The following is a 21,634-nucleotide window of genomic DNA, read 5'->3' as shown; positions in this document are numbered from 1 at the left end:
GATTGTGGCGGTTGAAACCACGACCGCCACAACGGCCAGGAGAAGGACCGTTGCCGTTTCATGGGCCAGACGTCTCACATCAATGGCCATGGCGCCCTGGAAGACCAGAATGGGCAGGAAGATCAGCAGGAAGGCTTCACTGTTGATCGGAAAGTAGATCAGGGCTTCTGCCGCGCCATCCAGCAGGTCCGTGGCAGACGAGCGCACGACAAGAGATGCAGCGCCGCCAAGAACGATGCCAACAAGGGCAAGCAGAACCGTTTCGGAAATCTCAAGCCGTTTGGCCAGAGGCTGAATGATGCTGACGAGCGTGAGCAGGAACGCAATCGCGAGAAGAACGGCTGCAAGCCCTGTCACCATCATTGTATTCCGTACTCCTTTAGTTCGAAAGCCATCCTAGAGAGCGTTTCCGCTACAAGATAGCGCTGTCTTCAAATTATGTGTCAGCAGCGGCAAGCCACTGTTTCACCTGACTTTCCGGATCTTCTGCCCGAATGAAATCGCTGACGGCCGCCACACTGTCTGCCCCTGCTTTCAAACAGGACGGCAAACGCTCCAGCGTAATGCCCCCGATCGCCACCAGGGGCACGTCCCCGCACAGCTCCCGCCACTCCGTCAGACGCTCAACCCCCTGAGGACCGAACGCCATTTTCTTCAGTTTTGTTTCCCAGATCGGGCCAAGCGCAACATAGTCTGGCTTGCAGGCCAGAGCGCGTTGCAGCTCTTCATGGCTATGGGTGGAAATGCCGAGGCGAATACCTGTCTGCCGGATGGCATTTAGATCAGCTGTATCAAGATCTTCCTGTCCCAGATGCAGCCATTCATAGCCGAGTTCGATTGCCAGCTCCCAGTAATCGTTCAGCACAAGGGCGACATTATGGCGTACAGCCAGTTCCTGTGCGGTTTCGATCTGGGCACGCAGTTCTTCGGGCGGAAGATCCTTGAGGCGAAGCTGAATGAAGCGTGCGCCTGCGCCGCCAAGGCGCTCAACCCAGCGGGGATGATCAACAACCGGATAAATTTTCGAGGGCAGACGGGACATCAGAGCGTTTCTCCACCAAGGCCGCGGGCCAGACCCAGTGTCGGGGTCGATGGCACCGCCATATCGCGTTCTTCCATAGGGTCTGCGGCGTATCCTGCCAGTCCGGCCTCACAGGCCAGACGGAAGGCTTTTGCCATCTGTGCGGGATCTCCAGCCTTGGCAACGGCTGTGTTGATCAGCACAGCATCAAATCCAAGCTCGAACGCCGCCGTTGCATGTGACGGCTTGCCGATGCCAGCATCCACAACCATCGGAACATCCGGGAAATGCCCACGGAGCGCGCGCAGGCCGAAAAGATTGTTCAGGCCCCTGCCCGAGCCAATTGGCGCCCCCCATGGCATGAGGACTTCCGCACCCGCCCGTAGCAGCCGTTCCGCGACGACAAGATCTTCTGTCGTGTATGGGAACACCTGGAACCCGTCTTCCGTCAGAATACGGGTTGCTTCCACAAGCCCGAAAACGTCTGGCTGGAGCAAATCCCCCTGCCCGATGACTTCGAGCTTGATCCAGTTTGTATCAAAGACATCGCGGGCCATCTGAGCTGTCGTGACAGCTTCACGAACGCCGTGGCAGCCGGCCGTATTCGGCAGGACGGGAACGTCCAGGCTCTGGATCAGCGACCAGAAGGCCTGCCCGGCCTGTGCGCCGGCGGATTCACGTCGAAGGGAGACCGTCACGACGCCAGCCTGTGCGGCCTTGACCGCATCAGCAAGAATGGCCGGGCTGTCATATTGCGCCGTGCCCAGCATGAGGCGTGAGGACAGTTCGGTACCGTAGAATTTCATGTTTCAGCCTCCCTGCATCGGGGCAAGGATTTCGAGGACAGCCCCCTCGTCCACCGTTTTGAGGCTGCGCTGCGTTGCAGGCACAAAGAAGCCGTTCAGTGCGGTGGCGACGCGAGTCTTTCCATAGCCCAGTTCATCAAGAATGGCTCCGAGGGTGCGGGCATGAACCTCTTTGAGTTCGTCATTGACGGTGATCTGCATGATGTCTCTCCCATCCAGGGCTGTATGAGGAAGAAAGGGTTCAGGCCCGATCTGTTCCGAAAATGATGTCACAGACTTCCCTTGCGCGCGCTGGCGATAACAGGAACCCATGGCGATACATGCCATTCAGGGAAATCCTGTTCCCCTCTCGTCGGACGCGGGGAACATTGTCCGGATAGGCGGGTCGCAGCCCTGCATTGGCTTCCAGAAGTTCAGCCTCGGCAAAGGCTGGATGAAGCGTATAGGCGGCGTTGAGAAGGTCTGTGATGGCGCGCACGGTAATGGCGCGGGTGTCATCACTTTCCACCATAGTCGCTCCGACCATGAAAACAGAGTTATCCCGTGGCACGATATAGACTGGAATACGCGGATGCAGCATTCGGATCGGGCGATGAAGTGTGATTTCGGGGCAGCGCAGAAGCACCATCTCGCCTCGCATTCCCCGCAGGTCGCTCTGAAAGTTACGCGCTGCCACGCCTGTGCAATCTACAATCCAGTCAAAGAGTGCCTCATCTGCAGGGTGCTGTGACAGAAGGGTTCCGCCGTTTTGAACCAGTCTGTCCGCAAGGGCCTGAAGGGCTTTGCGTGGATCAACATGGCCCTCTTCTGCAAAAAACAGCGCCTTGTCGAAGCGGTCTTCCAGATCGGGCTCGAGAGTTCTGATGCGCTCAACGCCGATGGTTTCAAAATGGCTGGTTCGACGTCCAAACCGCGCAAGCTCCGGTGTGTCACGCGGGGGAGCAACCACCAGGCTTCCTGCCTGCATCACATCCGGAACATGGGTTTTCCACCAGTCAAGCGATGTCAGACTGTCCTGTGTGACTTCATCGGGAGCAGATTCTGCCTCGCACCATGGTGCAAGCATCCCGCCAGCGAACCATGAGGCTCCGGCCCCAACCCGTCCGCCGGTATCATGAACCGTGACTTGGGCGCCGTGCTCAGCGAGGGCGACAGCGGTGACCATTCCGGCCACCCCGGCTCCACGAACCAGAATGTGAGGTCCCGTCATGCATGCCCTCTCAGAAAATCCGGAGCGAGTGTAACACACCTCTCTGGATTTGGTCAGGAGGCTCGCGCAGGAAGATGATCGGCATTGTACAGAAGGATGGTGTACCGGCCTTCTGTCATACGGGCTGCTGGAATGCCGAAAGTTCTGATGACACCACCTTCATTAAAGGTCTCATCAGGATGAGGAATGACGACAAAAAAAGCTTTACCATCAAAGCTGTGCCAGTTCAGCCGTTTGCGAATATGCACAAATGGGGCAATCGTTCCGTTCCCCTGTATCATGGCCGGATACACATGAATTTTCCCTAAGGACGCCACTTCCAGATTCCCTGAACTCCACCAGGAGCCAATTCCATCGGGTGGAAAGTCCTTCTCCAGGCGGCTGAGAAGCTGGTTATCTTCCGAACTGAGGATCCCGGTCGAATATGGAGGAATGTCCCGGTAATCCGTGATCAGGGTCACGGCCAGTACGGCTGTTGAGATACCTGCCGCCATACGGGATTTTGGCCAGACAAGGGCGGCAATGCAGGCCAGATCGAGCCAGAGTGGAAAAAGATAGCGGCCTACGGCGAGAGGGCTACCATCAAGCGCGATACGGTTGCTGATCGCGAGGGCCGTAAAGTCCAGTAACGCGGAGACTATGAGCAGGGAGCAGAAAGGATTGTCCTGGCCGCCACTCGCCCAGGCCGTGCGGGCAACCCGATAGGCTGCTGCAAGTGCCAGCACCACAAGAGCGAGGCGAAGGCATTCCGGGATGACTGCCCCGACGATCTGGCCTGAAGGTTCAGCACCATACACCAGAAGGATGGAGCGGAATGTTGTCAGCAGATTGCTGCTGAGTTGCTCCCAGGTTGCAAATCGCGTCTCCAGCCCTTCGGTTTCGAAACCGCCAGTTATGACGTTCAGATGCAGTGCGATCTTGGCCAGAGTGACGGCAAAAAGTGTGCCTGCCGCCAATAGGGCGCGCCGTCCCTTGGAAAGCTCTTTTGCCAACAAGGCATATAGCAGAAGCGAGCCAGCGCCCGTGATGGCCAGGAGCGGATCGCCAATAACGCCCAGACAGAGAAGGAGCGCCATAATGGTCAGCGAACGATAAGAGCCGGACGAGAGGAACCGATCAGCCCAGTGAAAAGCCCATATCCCATATATCAGCACCCCCATGTGGATGGCTGAAAGCGTAATGAAATACGCAATGGGGGAGCGCATCAACGGGAATGCCAGCACCGGCAATAAGAGTGCAGCAGCCCCCAGTCGGGCCTTGGGGTCTGGGAGGCGGAGAAAAACTACGGCGAATGCGGATGCAACGACGCCAGTCCAGAGAATGGCTGGCTGCATTATCAGCAGAAACGGGTTTCCTGCGGGATGACCAAGCAGATGCCACAGGCCAGCAAGAGCAGCACTTAACGCAATGTCAGACGTCCAGAAGTCAGGTGGTGTCAGAACCCAGCCCTTAAGACGCCAGTTACCATGCAGGACATCCAGCCCTGCAAGGAAATAGGACGCCTGATCGGACGTTTTGGGCCAAAGGGACGAAACATGGGTAGCGAGGACGAGGTAGAGAGCGAGTAACAAAATCGGCAAAACAACGGTTTTCGAAAATCTCTTATAATGAGAAAAATCCTTTAAATTCATTATGTTAATTAAACTTCCGAAGTGTACTGCTGAATGCTGGCAGAAAGAATTTCTACGGGGTGCGATGGACGCTGCCCGGCCAGTCGCTTCGCTTGACAGCGACAGGAAAACCCTGTTGCCAGAACGTTGCCCTTTTTACTCCAGTTCTGTTCGAAAATGGCTGCTGAGAGTTCAGCGTGCTCGCTTTCGTGCCCAAATAATCCAGCCATCCCGCAACATCCCGCTTTGCCAGCCTGTGCGTGTATGCCCAGGTGTTGCAAAATGGTGGCCCAGTCCTGAGCACTTCCAGGACGTACAGCCTGCTCCGTGCAGTGAGATATGACTGTCAGCGCTGTCGTTTCAGCGGTTGGAACCTTTTTCGCAAGCAGGCCCTTTTCAATCTGGCGTTTCAGGAAACCTTCCAGGGAAAAAACATCTGGGACAGGTTCAGTGCCTGCAATATCCTTATATTCCTGCTCGAACATCAGGCCGGTTGCAGCATCCAGGGAGATGACAGGGACATTGTGACGACTGATATTGCGAAGTTGCCGAAGTGTTTCGCGTGCGGCGGACGCGAACCCCTTGCGAAAACCACGAACATGCCGCGCCTTGCCGTTATCCCACACGGGCGTGACACGCACATCCATCCCGAGTGAAGACAGGAGGGTATACGCACTTTCGATAACGCCACCATCAAAAGTACCCGTGAAGGAATCTTGGATCAGGACAACAGAACGATCATTCTCCGTCGCCTGCCGAAGCCATTCCTGTGTCAGAAGCGCTGTTCGTGGAAGAGAGGCTGGTTTCAGTGTCGGGAGATCAACCAGACCAACTCTTTTCAGAACTCCAGCCGATAGTGGATTGTGCATCAGAGCGTTGGCCAGTCTTGGCATCCGTCGCCCAATTCCAAGCAGTGGCTCCAGCCAGTACACCAGATAATCTCTCACCGGGCGCTTGCGGGTCTGAAAATACAGATCCAGAAACTTCGATCGCATGGAGGGAATATCCACGCGGATCGGGCACTGGGTCGCACAGGCTTTGCACGACAGGCAGGTATCGAGTGACGCTTTGAGTTCGGCCGTCAGTTCAGGAAGAGCATTTCTGTCAGGAGCGTCGTCCGGCAGTGAGTTCAGGCGTGCCCAACTGCGCAGAAGTGTAGCGCGTCCCTTTGGTGACTGGAGTCTATCTTTCGTCGCCTTGTAGGATGGACACATTGCCATGTCCGGCTCTCGGTTGTAGCACGCGCCGTTGCCGTTACAACTGACTGAAAGGCCGAATTTTTCCCGGAGATCAGCAGAAATCTTTTCGTCGAACTGACCTTTGAACGGAATTCCGTCGATCCGGTCCACGGGATACATGTCACCAACCGGAGCGAGCTTCCCGCGATTGAAAATATCTTCCGGATCAAAGACTTCCTTGATCCTGCACAATTCCCTGAAAAGCGTTTCACCGAAGAACAGCGGGGAGAATTCGCCCCGATAGCCGCGCCCGTGCTCTCCCCATAGAAGGCCGCCATGCTTCTTGGTGAGATTTGCAACGGCGTCGGAAATCGGCCGGATCAGCGCGCGATCTTTGTCGGACAGCATATCCAGAAACGGTCGGACATGCAGACATCCAACATCAGCATGCCCGAACATCCCATAGGACAGATCATACTTATCCAGAATGGCACGAAATTCGGCGACATAATCGGCCAGGGACTCCGGAGGAACCGCAGTGTCCTCAACAAAAGCCACGCCCTGTTTCCGGCCGTCAGGTCGTCCTAACAATCCGACGGACTTCTCCCTCAAAGTCCAGAGCTGGTTGATGATTTCCTGATCAGAAACAGGTTTATAATCAATAACTTCGTAAGGAGAGTTCTCAAGAAGAGTCACCGCCTCCTGCATCTGTTGATGCAGATGATCGGCATCATCTCCAACGAATTCCACAAAGCTCATGCCTTGAACCGGTATTTCGGACCGGGCACCCAGAACGCTCTCAAGGGATTGCCAGACGATATCTTGGGATGCCTTTTCCAGTACCCGGTCATCCAGCACTTCTATAGCCGAGGGATTGGAAGGAAGAATGGTCTGAACGTCGCGCAAGGTATGATCGAAGCTGGCATAACGGACGACCAGAAGCTGCCTGAACTTTGGCAGGCGTCGCACGCGCAGAACCATGCGCTTTGTCAGAGCCAGCGTCCCTTCAGAACCCGCGAGCAGTCGAGCAAGGCTGAATTGCCCGTTTTCAAGCAGGATATTCTGTAGATTGTAGCCCGTGAGGCCACGGTTCATATCCGGAAAAACCTGACGGATCTCGTCGGCCTGTTCTGTGACAACCCGATGAACTTCGCGGTAGATCCGTGCCGGAAGGTCCTCTCGTGCCTCGACCTGCTTGAGTTCCTCTGGTGAGAGTTTCCCAACATGCAGGTCAGACCCATCAGACAGCACCACGTCCATAGTTTCGATGTAGTCGGACGTCCGGCCATAAATACGGGATCCCTTGCCTGATGCATCGGTGGCAACCATGCCTCCGATCGTGGCTCGGGTTGCCGTTGAAACTGTTGGCGGGAAAAAATAGCCATGTGGTTTCAGGAAGGCATTCAGTCTCGCAAGCACAACGCCGGGTTCGACCGTAACCAGCCCTGCTTCGGCATCGAAATCCAGAATACGGTCAAGATATCGGGCCAGATCTACGATGATGCCCGACGTCAGGGACTGGCCGTTCGTGCCGGTTCCACCGCCTCGTACCGCGAGCGTCAGGCGTCCCCCGGCAGCAGCGCGGACAGCACGGTTCAGGTCTTCAATAGTCCGGGGATAAATGACGAGCGCGGGCAGTCGCTGATAGATGCTGTTGTCAGTTGCAGCAACAAGCCGTGCCGAGACCTGCGGGGTAACATCCCCTTCAAAACCTTCGGCTGTCAGTCGAGCCAGGAAAGTATCGCGGGCGGCAATTTCAGACGCGGCCAGAGTGAGACCAGATTGCCCGCTCTCGCCTGATAAAGCTGCATCGCCACCCATGGTTTTCTCCCCGTCCTCGCAGAGTGTTGAAGGGCTATCCTCTGCGAAATGAACCGTCTTGGAAAGCCCTGCCTACCGGAAGAAAATGTCCTTATTCCACCGTGACGGATTTGGCCAGATTGCGAGGCTGATCTACATCCGTACCCTTCAGGAGAGCGACCTCGTAGGCGAGGATCTGAACGGGGATCGCATAGAGAATAGGGGCAACAAACGCATCTACGTCCGGAAGAACGACAATGTGTTCTGCAATGCCTTCAAGGCGTTTGGCTCCCGCCGCATCCGTAAACGCGAGAATACGGCCTCCGCGTGCCTTGGCTTCCTGAAGATTGGACAGGGTCTTGTCGAACAGGATCGTGGATGGCGCGATCGCCACAACAGGGACGGTCCGGTCAATCAGGCTGATGGGTCCATGTTTCAGTTCACCAGCCGCATAAGCTTCCGCATGGATGTAGCTGATTTCCTTAAGTTTTAGAGCCCCTTCATAAGCGATCGGCGTACAGATTCCGCGACCGAGATACAGCACATCCCGAGCCTCTGCGATGACACGTGCCATGGCCTGAATGGCTTCAACCCGCGTGAAAACTTCGGCTGCACGGGATGGAAGATCAAGAAGGTTAGCGGTCAGGCTTTCTTCCCGTGTCTTGTCAATCGTCCCGCGAGCACGGGCGAAATCGATGGAAAGAGCTGCTAGAACAGAGAGTTGGGCTGTAAATGCTTTTGTGGAAGCGACCGAGATTTCCGGTCCTGCGACCATGCCGAGAACAAGGTCACTTTCGCGACCCATGGTTGAGTGCTCGACATTCAGAACCGAGACAATACTCTGCCCGGCCTTTTTGAGGCTGCGTAATACACCAAGCGTATCTGCCGTTTCACCAGACTGGGAAATCAGTAGTGCCACACCCTTGTCAGGCTGAGGCGCGTCCCGGTAGCGCATTTCGGAGGCCACATCGATTTCGACGGGAACTCGGGCCAGAGATTCAAGCCAATAACGCCCGACCATGCCAGCATAGAACGCAGAACCGCACGCAGTGATGGTGACGCGAGGAACCTGAGCCGGATCGAAAGGCATCTTTGGCAAAGTGATGGTTTTGGAGGCAGGGTCTGTGATGCGTTGAAGCGTCTGGCCTATGGCGACCGGATGCTCGTGCAGTTCCTTCTCCATGTAATGGCGATAGCCGTCCTTGCCGACCTGCCCTGCCATGAACGCGATGTTCTGGATCGGGCGGCTGACTTCCTGACCCTCGCCATTGAAAATGATGGCGTTACCGGGTGTGAGTTCGCACCAGTCGCCATCATCCAGATAGGTGATACGGCTTGCCAGAGGTGCCAGAGCCAGACTGTCGGAGCCGAGGAACATCTCGCCTTCGCCATACCCGACGGCCAGAGGGGCGCCGTGACGTGCGCCAATCAGCAGGCCATCATGGCCCTGAAAGATGATGGCAATCGCATAAGCGCCTTCAAGACGCTGGATGGCAGCAAAAGCAGCGTCGCGAGGTGCCTTGCCCTGATCCAGATAGAAATCGACCAGATGGGCGACGGTCTCTGAATCCGTATCGGACAGGAAGATCCGGCCCTGGGCTTCAAGCTCGGTTTTTAGCGTGGCGAAGTTTTCGATGATCCCGTTATGAACGATGGCTACGCGGCCTGCAGCGTGCGGGTGAGCGTTGGTTTCGGTCGGTGCGCCGTGAGTGGCCCACCTTGTGTGGCCGATACCGGTTGTGCCGCTGAGGGGCTCGGCCTTTAGAATCGCTTCCAGATTATCGAGCTTGCCAGCTGCGCGACGACGATCAATCGTGCCATCTGCAGACAGGGTCGCGATGCCGGCGGAATCATAACCGCGATATTCAAGCCGACGGAGTGCTTCGAAGACGATCGGGGTGGCTGGACGATGGCCTACAACGCCACAAATTCCACACATCAGCCCTGCTCCTTCTTGGCTTTAAGGGTCTGTTTGATTTCGAGGCCGCGGCCCGGTTTGACGACCTGACGCGCACGTCCGAATGCGAGACCCTCAGCAGGAACATCTTCCGTGATGGTGCTCCCCGCTGCGATCAGTGCGTCGTCTCCGATCGTGACGGGGGCCACGAGAATGGAATCCGACCCGATGAAGTTACGTTCACCAATGATGGTCCGATGCTTGAAGTACCCATCGTAGTTGCAGGTCACGGTCCCTGCCCCAACATTGGTTTCAGCGCCGACGGAGGCGTCCCCGAGATAGGTCAGGTGATTGGCTTTTGCGCCGCGGCCGAGATCGACGTTCTTGAGTTCGACAAAATTTCCAACATGCGTGTCTGCGGCGCAGACCGTGCCGGGACGCAGGCGGGCATAGGGACCAATCATGGCACCCTCGCCGACTGTACACCCTTCCAGATGTGAGAATGCCCGGATCAACGCGCCGCTGCGAACTGTCACACCTGGTCCGAAAAAGACGTTCGGTTCGACAACTACATCCGGTTCCAGAACCGTATCTGTGCTGAGGAATGTGGTTTCAGGAGAGACAAGCGTCACACCTGCTTCCATGGCAGCAGTCCGCAGGCGTGCTTGAAGCGTCGCTTCTGCCTGTGCCAGTTCTGCTCGGGAGTTTACGCCTGCCAGCTCGGTCTCGGGAGATTCAACGCACTGAACCGGTCCTTGGACTGCCGCCATGGCAACGACGTCCGTCAGGTAATATTCACCCTGTGCATTGTTGTTGTCGACAGCGGCGAGCCAGGTCCGAAAATCGTCGGCGCCAGCGCACATGACGCCTGCATTGCATAACGTGATCTGTCGTTCGTCTTCGGTTGCGTCCTTGAATTCGACGATCCGGCTGACACGGCCCTGCTCTTCGACAATCCGCCCATAACGACCCGGATTGGCGGGACGCATACCAAGAAGTGCGAGACTTGCCCCGCTCTGACGAGCTGCTGTGAGTCTGCGCATTGTCTCTGCGGTGATTAAGGGATTGTCGGCATACAGGACGGCAATATCTCCGTCACCGAACAGGTCTTTTGCCATGTTGGTGGCGTGTGCCGTTCCCAGGCGATCGGCCTGCACGACCGTTTTGCAAGGCTGAACGACGCGTTCCAGTTCGGGCATATCCGGCCCGACCACAACAACCACATCGTCAAAGACTTCGCGGGCAGTCTCGATCAGATGCGTGATCATGGGGCGGTTTCCCAGGCGATGCAAAGCCTTGGGAAGGCGGGACTTCATGCGCGTGCCGAGGCCCGCTGCAAGGATGATGGCTGTGGTGTGGCGTGCGGTATTGGTCATGTTCCGTCCCGGGTATCCAAACCGCGCCAGTTCGTCAAACGATGGTTGAGCGACGCACCATCACTTCGGATTGCCATTTATTGCGAAATGGTGGTCGCTGATTTTGAGGGTGGAAGCGGGTTCTGCATGACAACAGTAACATGTCCCAGCTTCGGATGATTGAATTCGATCCGGACGGGGACTAGCCCAATACCTTCAACATCTTTGAACCAGGCTGAACCAGGCTGAGGCATAGCCATCTTTGCGCGATTTGGAGAGTCTTTTATAAATCCGGCAACCTGCTGACCGATGAAATCGCAACGGAGTGCGGGGGTTCCGGAATAGGCCTGCTTGTGGGTCTGCGGGATATTGACCTGCGTGGGACCATGTACGGTCATTTTCGTCAGACGCAGGCCGTCAAAAATAACAGCAGACCCATCACAATGGCCCGTCTGCGTCAGGGTCTCAAGAAGACGGGCCATGCCGCTCAGAGTGTCAATGGTATGAGGCAGCTCGCTATCCGGTACGGGGTCACGGTCTGTTTCGATGGGCTCCAGAATATCAACATGTGGAGTATTGCCGTTATAGGTCAGCAGAACCCGACGATGTTGCCCGCGAGACAGGCCGCCGCTGTCATAGCGGATGGGCTTGACGTTTCCGCCCTCTATAAAGTCCCCTTCCACGCGGGACCGGATGTCCATCGTGACGAACCAGCTGATCAGCCCTGCCGGCCTGATATGCGTGGTGCCGCCATAGCCCCAGTGTTCAATCTGGTAGGAAGTATCGGCATCAAGCACATGCAGCCCACGCAGATAGACTGCGTAGGATGTGTTGACCTGACCGGCTGCTGCATGAGCGGTGGAGACGCCAGCGAGCAGCAGGAAACCTGCGCCAACCAGCGCCCGGAGCGCTTTAAACGTCAAGATTAGCCACCTTCAGGGCATTTCCGACGATGAAGTCGCGCCGTGGCTCCACCACGTCGCCCATCAGGGTCGAGAATACCTGTCCCGCATCTTCCACGTCACCGATCTTCACCTGAAGCAGGGTGCGGGTAGAAGGATCGAGTGTCGTGTGCCAGAGCTGCTCGTCGTTCATCTCGCCCAGGCCTTTGAAGCGGTTGATCGTCAAGCCACGGCGACCCTGTGCGAAGATCCGGTCCATGACGTTGGAAGGACCAAACATACGGCTTTCAGTCTGGTCAAGACGGAGAGTGGCAGGCGTGATGAAGTCGCGGGCGAGACGCTCCCCTTCAGCCGCGAGCCATCGTGCTTCAGCAGATTTCAAAACGGTCTGTTCAAGACGGTAAATTTCGCTGACCCCTCGAACCGAACGGGCACACTCGATACCAGTGCTGGACAGGGAAACTTTCCAGCCGCGTTCATTTTCGGGAGATGCTTCATCGAGTTTGCGCTGGAAGTCCGGAATGCGCTCGCTGATGGCGGTCGGGTCCAGCTCTAGAACGCGTGCAATGGCAGCCTGCTCAAGCACCCAGACGGGAATCTTGGTCGCGATGTTCTTCAGGTTCTGGCTTGCAGCGATCAGGAAGCGGACTTCCTCACGGAGTTCCTCCCCTGTCAGTTCAAGGTTGTCTCCAAAACGCAGGGATGCATTACCCAGAGCCTTGTCGAGCAGATACTGCTCAAGCGCAGCATCGTCCTTCAGATAGCGCTCTTCCTGCCCACGCTTAGCACGATAGAGCGGCGGTTGGGCGATATAGAGGTAACCCTGTTCGATCAGTTCAGGCATCTGACGGAAGAAGAACGTCAGCAGCAGCGTACGGATATGGGAGCCGTCGACGTCAGCATCAGTCATGATGACGATCTTGTGGTAGCGCAGCTTCTCGGCAGAGAAACCGCCCTGATCCACCTCGCCGCGCCCGATACCGGTGCCAAGCGCTGTAATCAGAGTGCCGATTTCCGCAGAACCCAGCATACGGTCGAAACGTGCACGCTCGACGTTCAGGATCTTGCCGCGCAGAGGCAGAATGGCTTGGAAACGACGATCACGTCCCTGCTTTGCTGTGCCACCTGCGGAGTCACCCTCGACGATGAAGATTTCGGCCTTGGAAGCATCACGTTCCTGACAGTCCGCCAGTTTCCCCGGGAGTGAGGAAACGTCCAGCACACCCTTACGGCGTGTCAGTTCACGGGCACGACGCGCAGCTTCACGGGCGCTGGCAGCATCAATGATCTTGGCGACGATTGCCTTGGCTTCTTTGGGGTGCGTTTCAAACCAATGTGAAATCGAGTCAGCAGCGGTGGCATGTACAACAGGCTGAACTTCGGACGAGACCAGCTTGTCCTTCGTTTGGGACGAGAACTTTGGATCAGGAACCTTGACGGAAAGGATTGCCGTCATGCCTTCACGCATGTCTTCGCCCGTCAGGGAGCCAGATTCACGCTTGGAAACGCTTTCAGCATACTTGCCGACCACGCGGGTCAGGGCCTGACGGAAGCCTGCCAGATGTGTGCCGCCATCCCGCTGGGGGATATTGTTTGTGAAGCACAGCATCGTTTCGTGGTAGCTGTCGTTCCACGTCAAGGCAAACTCAACGCGGATACCACTTTCGGTGTGGTCGATCGCGCCTGTGATCGGTGGCGTTACAATAGACGTTTTGGACGAATCAAGCCACTCAGCAAACGCGCTCAGGCCACCTTCGTAAAAGAAGCGGACTTCCTTGCTCTCGGCATGACGTTCATCACGTAGAATGATTTCCATTCCGGAATTCAGGAAGGCCAGTTCGCGAACGCGACGTTCCAGAATGGAGAATTCAAACTCTACCTTGGTAAAGGTCTGCTTGCTGGGCTTGAATGTGACAAGCGTGCCGCGCGGTTCGTCAGATGGGCCGACAACGCTCAGGGCTTCGTCGCGCTCACCGTGCTGGAAGCGGATTTTATGCTCGAGCCCGTTACGCCAGATGCGAACTTCCATCCACTCGGACAGCGCATTCACAACAGCCGCACCCACACCGTGGAGACCGCCAGAAACCTTGTAGGAATTCTGGTTGAACTTGCCGCCCGCATGGAGCTTGGTCAGTACGACTTCCGCAGCACTGATCCCCTCTTCGGGATGCATGTCTGTTGGGATGCCACGTCCGTCATCGCGTACGGAAACGGAGCCGTCTCCGTTCAGCGTCAGGATGCAGCGGGTGGCGTGTCCGGCCTGGGCTTCGTCAACGGCATTATCGATGATTTCGAACACCATGTGATGAAGGCCGGAGCCATCATCCGTGTCACCGATATACATGCCAGGGCGTTTACGGACAGCGTCCAGTCCCTTCAGTACCGAGATCGAGGAGGCGCCGTAATCGTCACCGTCTGCGCCTGGAATCTCCGGCTGGTTCTGGGTCTCTGACATGCGCGAGGCGGTCTCCGTGGAACTCTGAAAAACTATTGTCTCAATTATAGCGCGTCGAAGCCGGTGAGGCCAGAGCGCCTGGGTCAGGCGGGTCGGATATGGCCATCCTGAACATTGAAAAATCCGGCTTTTCCGTTGAGGGCTGAAAAGGGCGCAGTATCCGTCCCGGTCAGTAGGATGGGCGTTTCAATGTTTGCAAGACTGGCGAGCAGCGCATCACGGCGGGGCTCATCCAGGTGAAGGAGTGGTTCATCCAGAAGAATGGCAGGTGCGTCGCCCCTGCTCTGCTCGATTAATGCAGCATGACACAGGACGACGCCGATCAACATGGCTTTCTGCTGCCCGCTACTGGAAAGCTCAGCAGATCGGCCTGTTTGGCGATCGGATAGAAGAAAATCCGCCTTGTGGGCACCGAAAGACGTACTGCCGCGAACGCGGTCTTCCCCTCGGCTGTCACGCAGTTTTGCTCGTAGCCAATCCTCCACCTTTAGGGCTGGACCGTTTGCAAGTTGCTGGGAAATCTCACAGTCCAGGTGCAGGACACTTTGAGGAAAATCGGCACTGGCAAAAGGCTGTGCGTTCATGCTCTCCACAAGGGACAGACGTGCCGCAGAGGCTGCAACTGCGTGGCGGGCGATGGAATCTTCCAGAGAGGCGAGCCATAAATTCTCGTCCGGACGATCTGCAAGGACGCGGTTTCGGCTGGAAACGGATCGCTCATGCGCAGCCATCTGCCGGGCGTGATCCGAGGAAAGCGCCATGACGAGACGATCAAGAAAGCGTCGGCGCCCGCTGGCCCCTTCCAGGAAAAGTCGATCCATCTGTGGCGTCAGCCAGACGCAGGAAAAAACCTGCGCGATCTCGGCCTGAGATCGAACGGCAACGCCATCCAGTCTGAAGGACCGTCTGCTTTTTTCGGAGAGGTCGGCCCCCGTGCCCAGTAGGGTCTGGTCAATACCGTGGGTCAGTGTGGCGGCAACGCCCCATTGACGGGCATCTGTGCGGCATAACGCCTGAAGAGGGGCGCTCCGTAGGCCGCGCCCCGGGGCTAGAAGCGAGATAGCTTCCAGCAGGTTTGTTTTTCCTGAGCCGTTCTGGCCCGTCAGGATGGAGATGTTTGTCTCAGGCTTCCAGACGGAATGCCGGTAGTTCCGGAAATCCGTCAGGGCAAGGCGCGTCAGTCTCAATGCGGACCAATCAGACCCGCATCGGCATCAGAACGTACAGGGCGGATGGGGATGCCGTGTCACGCACCAGCGTCGGAGCAGAGCTGTCTGCGAAGGCAAACTCAACCTCGACGTCGATCTGGTCCGTGATGTCCGTCAGATAACGGGCCTGGAAACCGATTTCGATAGGCGGCGCGTCATACGTTACCGTGCTGTCGTCCAGTTCCTCGTGCGCCACTCCCTGATCGGGGCTGATGGCGGAAAGTGTCAGCATGTTGTGCGTGACCGACAGCTTTACCGGGCGCGAACGCTCCTGACTGATGGCTGCAACGCGACCGACGGCGGCGGCGAAGTCTTTCTTCGTGATGCGAAGAATGCGGTCATTACCCTTGGGAATGACGCGCTCATATTCGGGGAACGTACCGTCAATCAGCTTGGACGTCAGCAGGACAGGCCCGGCCTGGAACTGGATGCGGGTGTCTGAAAGGGACACTTCCAGATCGGCCGCACCTTCATCCAGAAGTTTGCGGAGCTCTGCGACTGTTTTGCGAGGAATGATGACACCCGGCATGCCACGGGCGCCTTCTGGCAGTTCAGTCTCTACGCGCGCCAGACGGTGACCGTCCGTCGCGACAGCGCGCAGCATCGGGAATGTGCCGCCTTCCGCAACGTGCAGATAGATACCGTTCAGGTAGTAGCGTGTTTCCTCGTTGGAAATTGCAAACTTCGTTCGGTCGATCAGGCCACGCAGCGTTGCAGCCGGGATGCGGAAACGATGCGGCAGATCTCCGGCGACCATGGCGGGGAAATCATCTACTGGCAGCACGTTGAGGCTTGTTGCGTAACGTCCTGCCCGCAGAGCGAGCGGAGCATCGCTTTCCGGGTGATCGAACTCGATTTCCACGCCATCTGGCAGCTTGCGGACGATTTCGAAAAGCACGGCAGCAGGCACTGTGGTGGAGCCGAGGCGCTCACCTGTGGCTGCGATATCTTCGACGACGGCAATTTCCATATCCGTGGCTGTCAGGCGAAGGATGTCACCTTCGTAGGACAGCAGGACGTTCGCCAGGATGGGAATGGTGTTCCGCTTTTCTGCAACGCCATGAATATGCGCCAGGGCCCGTTGCAGCAGGGTGCGGTCAACCTTGAATTTCATCGTTTTTTTCCCTGGGTCGGCAATCTTTAAGTTTTGCCGTTTCTTAGCAGACACCCGCTTGCGGTGAAAGGTACCGATAGCGGGTTGTCGTCCCTACTCAGCCCTCAAGCATCCGGCGCATCAGTTCGACGTCTTCGGCAAAAGACGTATCCTGCTCCATCAGTTCTGCAACGCGATTCACGGCGTGCATGACGGTCGTATGATCGCGGTTGCCGAATTTGCGTCCGATTTCCGGAAGGGATCGACTGGTCAACTGCTTGGCGAGGAACATGGCGACCTGACGTGGACGGGCTACAGCCCGCGCACGGCGCGCGGAAGACATGTCCGTCAGGCGGATATTCCAGTGTTCCGCAACCTTGCGCTGGATCTCCTCGATCGTCACGCGGCGGTCATGAGCCTTCAGCATGTCCTTGAGGACATCCTGGGTCGTATCCAGGGTGACAGGGCGACCGACCAGATCGGCATGGGCAATCAGGCGATTCAGTGCGCCTTCAAGCTCACGAACGTTTGTCGTGATCTTGTGTGCCAGATATTCCAGCACTTTGGACGGAACATGTGTGCCGGAGGCCTTGGCCTTGGCTTCCAGAATGGAAATACGCAGCTCAAAGGTTGTGGCGTGGATATCCGCAATCATGCCACAGCCGAGGCGTGTTCTCAGGCGATCTTCAAGGCCTGATAGATCAGACGGGCTCTTGTCTGCGCTGACAATGATCTGGCGTCCGGCATCCACCAGAGCGTTAAACGTATGGAAGAATTCTTCCTGCGTATTGTCTTTGCCGATCAGGAACTGAAGATCGTCAATCATCAGCACGTCCACGGAACGCAGCTGTTCCTTGAACTCCATGGTCGACTGGGAGCGGATAGCCGCAATGAAGCGGTACATGAACTTCTCGGCTGACATGTAGGCAACCGAGACGTTGCCGGTTTTTGTCAGTTCCGAGCCGATGGCATGCATGAGATGCGTTTTGCCAAGACCGACCCCGCCGTAAAGGAAAAGCGGGTTAAAGCCCGGACTGGATGGCTTTTCAGCCACGCGCCGTGCACAGGCATACGCAAATTCGTTTGGCTTGCCCACAACGAAGCTGTCGAAGGAGAAGCGCGGGTCCAGAGGGACGGCAAGATCGCTGCGAACTTCGTGACTGACCGCAACCTGGGCAGTGACTTCTTCGACGGCGCTGTCGCTCTCGATATCGGCGGAGGGGGGAGCTTCGGGCAGGCCACGTTTGACCTGGAGTTCAATACCTTGCACATCCGCGCGCTCGGTACGCCACAGCGTCTGAAGGCGTTCTTCGTACTGACTGCGAACCCAGTCCCGAAGGAATCGGCTCGGTAGATACAGGATGAGTTCACCATCCTCGATCGGGCCCAGAACGATCTGACGAAGCCATGTACGATATTCGACTTCGCCGACTTCGCCCTTCAGCTTCTCACGAACTTTGTGCCAGGAGGCTTCCAAAAGGCTCGCCGAGCCGGGGGCGGAGGCGCTGGCGTCCAGATACTGAGCGTTTTCCACCTATGGTACCCCCTTTCATTTCTGCCCCGAATACGGAGGGGCGTCTGTCATGGTTCCCTGCACGCAGGGTAGATACGTCTTCAACGGGAAGCAGCCACGCAGGATTGTATGGCGCTTCAAAAAAGCTGACGCTTTCCGGAGAAAACAGAGCCTCTGGCACTGAGCTTGATCTGGAAGGATAGGCTTCTGACCAGACCGAAGCAAGCTGGAACACGAAAGGTTCAGAGATGCCGAGGTAAGGTGTTGCAGTATAGTCAAAAAAGAACGCGCTCCCTTCCAGGAGCGCGTTCTTCAGTTCGTACCCTGCAAAGGGGCTCAGGCGGTTGCCAGAGCCTTGATGCGAGCAGACAGACGGGACAGCTTGCGGCTGATCGTGTTCTTTGCAATCACGCCCTTGCCGGCAGCGCGCTGCATCTCAGGCTGTGCAACCTTGTAGGCCTCGGCAGCAGCCGTCTTGTCGCCGGACTGGATGGCCTGTTCGACCTTCTTGATGAAGGTACGCATACGGGACATACGGGCCACGTTGCGCTCGCGGCGGCGTTCGTTCTGACGGATGCGCTTACGGGCAGAAGCTGTATTTGCCATGGATCTTTCGGTTCAGTTAGCGGTCTTGTCGCGGAAAATGATTGGCGCCCTCTACCCGTCATGAACGGGGACGTCAAGCGTTTTACACATTTTATACACACTGGGCGCTCGGTATAAGCAGCCCTTATTTCTGGCAGTTCGCGCAGTAGAACGTGGATCGGCCTGACTGTGTGATGCGCGAGACAGTATAGCCTGTTGCGCAGTATGAACATGGCTCCCCTTCCCGTCCATAAACAAGGTGCAGGTCCTGAAAGCCTCCCTTTGTGCCATCCGCCTGAACATAGTCTCTTAAAGACGACCCTCCAGACGCGATGGCCTCTGTCAGAATGGCTCTTATGAACGTAGCGAGCCTGTTCGCTTCCTGTAGCGTGATGGATGTTGCCGCGCGTGTGGGGTGGATATGGCTGCGGAAGAGTGCTTCACAGACATAAATATTGCCAAGGCCAACGATCAGTCGCTGATCCAGTAAGGCTGTCTTGATTGGCGTGCGTCGGCTCTGCATGAGGCTGTGCAGATATGGACCCGTCATTTTGTCTGATAGTGGCTCGATTCCGAGACCGCTCAGAAGGCGGTGGGTGTCTTCGTGATCTGTTGGGACAAGATCCACCATCCCGAACCGGCGGGGGTCCACGAGGCCCGCACGCGCTTCGTTTTCCGTCTCCAGCACCAGATGTTCATGTCTGGGTGGAGTCGTGTTCATACCAGACTGTCCGAGGAGCAGCCGGCCGGACATTCCGAGATGCAGCATCATGCTCATGCCATTCCCGACGCGCATGAGAATATACTTCGCACGACGATGAAAGGAGAGCACCTCCTGCCCTTCCAGCCGTTCCCGGAGATCCAAGGGAAATGGCCATCTGAGGTCTGGGCGGTTGACGGTAACGTGACGGATCCTCTGCCCTTCAAAGGCAGTGCGGAACCCACGCATGACGGTTTCGACTTCTGGAAGCTCTGGCATGACTGGTCACAAAGATATATCGATTGCCCCATGACCGATAGCGCTGAACATAACGTCCCGCCCTTCCCGTCTTCCGAACAGACCGGAGACACCACGGATTTTGGTTACCGCAATGTTCCGCGGAACCAGAAGAAGACCATGGTCAGGGAGGTGTTTGAGAGCGTCGCTGGCAAGTATGACATCATGAACGATGTCATGTCGCTGGGCATTCATCGCGTCTGGAAGCGGATTTTTGTGGGTATGCTCGGTGCGCGTCCCAACATGAAGCTGCTGGATCTGGCGGGTGGAACGGGTGACATCACATTTGGCTGGCTGCGCGCTGGTGGCGGTCCGGCCATCCTGTCAGACATTAATTCTGCCATGCTTTCCGTGGGGCGGGACCGCGCTATCAAAGCCGGGCTGATCGGCCAGATCGAAGTCTGTGTTGTTGATGCAGAAGCGATTCCCCTGCCCGACTGTTCCGTTGACCGCGTGACGATTGCCTTTGGTTTGCGGAATTGCACGGACAAGGATGCAGTCCTCCGTGAGGCGCGCCGCGTGCTGAAGCCGGGTGGACGTTTCTTCTGTCTTGAATTCTCCCGCGTGGAAATTGCCGCTCTGTCACCGGTTTATGACACGTGGTCTTTCAAGGTTCTGCCGAAGATGGGTCAGCTGATCGCAAAGGATGCGGAGAGCTACCAGTATCTGGCGGAAAGCATTCGTATGTTCCCGGATCAGGAAACGCTCGCCCAGATGATGCGCGATGCGGGTCTTGAGCGTGTTCAGTACCGGAACCTTTCAGGCGGTATCGCTGCGATCCATTCCGGCTGGCGCCTGTAAGTCATGCGCCGTGTTCTGCTGATTGTTGGTGGAGGTATTGCAGCTTACCGGGCGCTCGAACTCGTGCGTCTTCTGAAGGCTGACAATATTGCCGTCGCCCCGGTCATGACAGACGCGGCAAAGGCGTTCATTACGCCACTTAGTCTGGAAGCCCTGTCCGGGGAGCGCGTGCATGACGCGCTTTTTGCGCCCACACAGGAGAGTGAGATTGGTCATATCGCGCTTGCGCGGAGCGCGGATCTGGTTGTGGTCTGTCCTGCTACAGCCAATCTTATGGCTCGTATGGCGCACGGTCTGGCGGATGATCTGGCCACCACGCTGCTTCTGGCAACCACAACGCCCATCCTGCTTGCTCCTGCGATGAATGTGCGCATGTGGGAGCATCCGGCCACGCAGGCCAATCTGACGCTTCTTCGGCAACGTGGTGTGCAGGTGGTCGGGCCGGATGAGGGCAGCATGGCCTGTGGTGAGTTCGGACCGGGCCGTCTGAGCCAGCCTGACGTACTGAGGGACGCTATTGTGACTGCTCTGACGTCAGAGCAGTCTCTGGTCGGGCGTCATGCTCTTGTGACGGCTGGGCCAACTGTTGAGCCTCTCGATCCTGTTCGTTTCATCTCCAATCATTCGTCTGGCAAGCAGGGTTATGCCATTGCAGAAGCCCTTGCGGCCCTGGGCGCGCGGGTCACGCTTGTTAGTGGGCCTGTCTCCATTCCTGCGCCCAGGGGGGTGACCTGCGTGAAGGTCCAGACTGCGGAGGAGATGCTGGCCGCTTGTGAACAGGCGCTTCCCGCAGATATTGCCGTGTGTACGGCTGCCGTCAGTGACTGGCGCGCCAGTGTTCCGGCTGGACGTAAGATCAAGAAGACGGGCGATGGCCCTCCAGCTCTTAATCTTGTTGAGAACCCGGATATTCTGGCAACGCTGTGCCATCATGCCAGACGCCCGAGGCTGGTTGTCGGCTTTGCGGCGGAAACGGACGATGTTCGGGAAAATGCGTTGGCCAAGCGTCAGCGAAAGGGTTGTGACTGGCTGGTTGCCAATGATGTCCGTCGTGGAGTTTTTGGGGCGGACAGAAATCTTGTCAGTCTGATTGATGGCAGTGGTATCGAGACCTGGCCGGAGATGGACAAGTCAGCTGTCGCCGGGAAACTGGCAGAGCGGATTGCCGAAACCTTCAGGTCTTCAACCGCCTGAAAATCCGGG

18 protein-coding genes are annotated in these 21,634 nt (G+C 57.0%); 2 read left to right on the top strand and 16 right to left on the bottom strand.

The features are described 5' to 3' along the window. The 16 genes from B7444_RS14325 to mutM all read right to left on the bottom strand — a co-directional run. Positions 1-363: cation:proton antiporter domain-containing protein (locus B7444_RS14325; protein ID WP_048855202.1), on the bottom strand; the 363-nt coding region annotated here is incomplete at its 3' end. 73 nt (positions 364-436) lie between these two features. Further along, positions 437-1,042 (bottom strand): thiamine phosphate synthase, encoded by a 606-nt coding sequence (locus tag B7444_RS14320; protein ID WP_007282031.1) that lies wholly within the window; start codon positions 1,040-1,042, stop codon positions 437-439. Further along, the gene (locus B7444_RS14315; protein ID WP_007282030.1) at positions 1,042-1,827 is read right to left on the bottom strand and encodes a thiazole synthase; all 786 of its coding nucleotides are present in this window, start codon (positions 1,825-1,827) and stop codon (positions 1,042-1,044) included. The genes B7444_RS14320 and B7444_RS14315 overlap by 1 nt, the downstream gene beginning before the upstream one ends. Positions 1,828-1,830: 3 nt before the next feature. Beyond that, positions 1,831-2,028, bottom strand: coding sequence for a sulfur carrier protein ThiS (thiS, locus tag B7444_RS14310; RefSeq protein ID WP_007282029.1), 198 nt, complete (start codon positions 2,026-2,028; stop codon positions 1,831-1,833). A gap of 40 nt (positions 2,029-2,068) precedes the next feature. Continuing rightward, positions 2,069-3,037, bottom strand: coding sequence for a glycine oxidase ThiO (thiO, locus tag B7444_RS14305; protein ID WP_015073953.1), 969 nt, complete (start codon positions 3,035-3,037; stop codon positions 2,069-2,071). A gap of 53 nt (positions 3,038-3,090) precedes the next feature. After that, positions 3,091-4,617, bottom strand: coding sequence for a hypothetical protein (locus B7444_RS14300; protein ID WP_231502741.1), 1,527 nt, complete (start codon positions 4,615-4,617; stop codon positions 3,091-3,093). A 59-nt stretch (positions 4,618-4,676) separates the two neighbouring features. Next, positions 4,677-7,646, bottom strand: coding sequence for an FAD-binding and (Fe-S)-binding domain-containing protein (locus B7444_RS14295; protein WP_007282026.1), 2,970 nt, complete (start codon positions 7,644-7,646; stop codon positions 4,677-4,679). Positions 7,647-7,737: 91 nt separating this feature from the next. Beyond that, positions 7,738-9,564 carry a glutamine--fructose-6-phosphate transaminase (isomerizing) gene (gene glmS / locus B7444_RS14290; protein WP_007282025.1) on the bottom strand — a complete coding sequence of 609 codons (1,827 nt, stop codon included), beginning with the start codon at positions 9,562-9,564 and terminating at the stop codon, positions 7,738-7,740. After that, the gene (glmU, locus tag B7444_RS14285) at positions 9,564-10,898 is read right to left on the bottom strand and encodes a bifunctional UDP-N-acetylglucosamine diphosphorylase/glucosamine-1-phosphate N-acetyltransferase GlmU (RefSeq protein ID WP_007282024.1); all 1,335 of its coding nucleotides are present in this window, start codon (positions 10,896-10,898) and stop codon (positions 9,564-9,566) included. The genes glmS and glmU overlap by 1 nt, the downstream gene beginning before the upstream one ends. A gap of 77 nt (positions 10,899-10,975) precedes the next feature. Continuing rightward, positions 10,976-11,800 (bottom strand): DUF3108 domain-containing protein, encoded by an 825-nt coding sequence (locus tag B7444_RS14280; RefSeq protein WP_007282023.1) that lies wholly within the window; start codon positions 11,798-11,800, stop codon positions 10,976-10,978. After that, positions 11,790-14,234: a DNA topoisomerase (ATP-hydrolyzing) subunit B gene (gene gyrB, locus B7444_RS14275; protein ID WP_007282022.1), complete on the bottom strand. Its 2,445-nt coding sequence runs from the start codon at positions 14,232-14,234 to the stop codon at positions 11,790-11,792. The genes B7444_RS14280 and gyrB overlap by 11 nt, the downstream gene beginning before the upstream one ends. Before the next feature lie 83 nt (positions 14,235-14,317). After that, positions 14,318-15,421 (bottom strand): DNA replication/repair protein RecF, encoded by a 1,104-nt coding sequence (gene recF, locus B7444_RS14270; protein WP_007282021.1) that lies wholly within the window; start codon positions 15,419-15,421, stop codon positions 14,318-14,320. Between the two features lie 10 nt (positions 15,422-15,431). Next, positions 15,432-16,556 carry a DNA polymerase III subunit beta gene (gene dnaN / locus B7444_RS14265; RefSeq protein ID WP_007282020.1) on the bottom strand — a complete coding sequence of 375 codons (1,125 nt, stop codon included), beginning with the start codon at positions 16,554-16,556 and terminating at the stop codon, positions 15,432-15,434. A 97-nt stretch (positions 16,557-16,653) separates the two neighbouring features. Then, complete coding sequence (dnaA, locus tag B7444_RS14260; protein WP_007282019.1) at positions 16,654-18,069, bottom strand: chromosomal replication initiator protein DnaA; 1,416 nt, start codon at positions 18,067-18,069, stop codon at positions 16,654-16,656. Positions 18,070-18,384: 315 nt separating this feature from the next. Next, on the bottom strand, positions 18,385-18,654 hold the full coding sequence (rpsT, locus tag B7444_RS14250) for a 30S ribosomal protein S20 (RefSeq protein ID WP_007282017.1): 270 nt from the start codon (positions 18,652-18,654) through the stop codon (positions 18,385-18,387). Between the two features lie 124 nt (positions 18,655-18,778). Further along, positions 18,779-19,612, bottom strand: coding sequence for a bifunctional DNA-formamidopyrimidine glycosylase/DNA-(apurinic or apyrimidinic site) lyase (mutM, locus tag B7444_RS14245; protein WP_035729004.1), 834 nt, complete (start codon positions 19,610-19,612; stop codon positions 18,779-18,781). 30 nt (positions 19,613-19,642) lie between these two features. On the opposite strand from mutM, the gene B7444_RS14240 reads away from it, so the two are divergent. Then, complete coding sequence (locus B7444_RS14240; RefSeq protein WP_035729001.1) at positions 19,643-20,431, top strand: class I SAM-dependent methyltransferase; 789 nt, start codon at positions 19,643-19,645, stop codon at positions 20,429-20,431. A 3-nt stretch (positions 20,432-20,434) separates the two neighbouring features. After that, a complete protein-coding gene (gene coaBC, locus B7444_RS14235) occupies positions 20,435-21,625 on the top strand; it encodes a bifunctional phosphopantothenoylcysteine decarboxylase/phosphopantothenate--cysteine ligase CoaBC (protein WP_007282014.1) in 1,191 nt (396 codons plus the stop codon). Positions 21,626-21,634 lie beyond the last annotated feature (9 nt).

Origin of the sequence: Gluconobacter thailandicus F149-1 = NBRC 100600 (assembly GCF_000964465.1) — a bacterium.
In the GTDB taxonomy this organism is placed as follows: domain Bacteria; phylum Pseudomonadota; class Alphaproteobacteria; order Acetobacterales; family Acetobacteraceae; genus Gluconobacter; species Gluconobacter thailandicus.
Note: the sequence above shows the minus strand (reverse complement) of the source record. Positions and strands in the feature narration are given on the sequence as shown.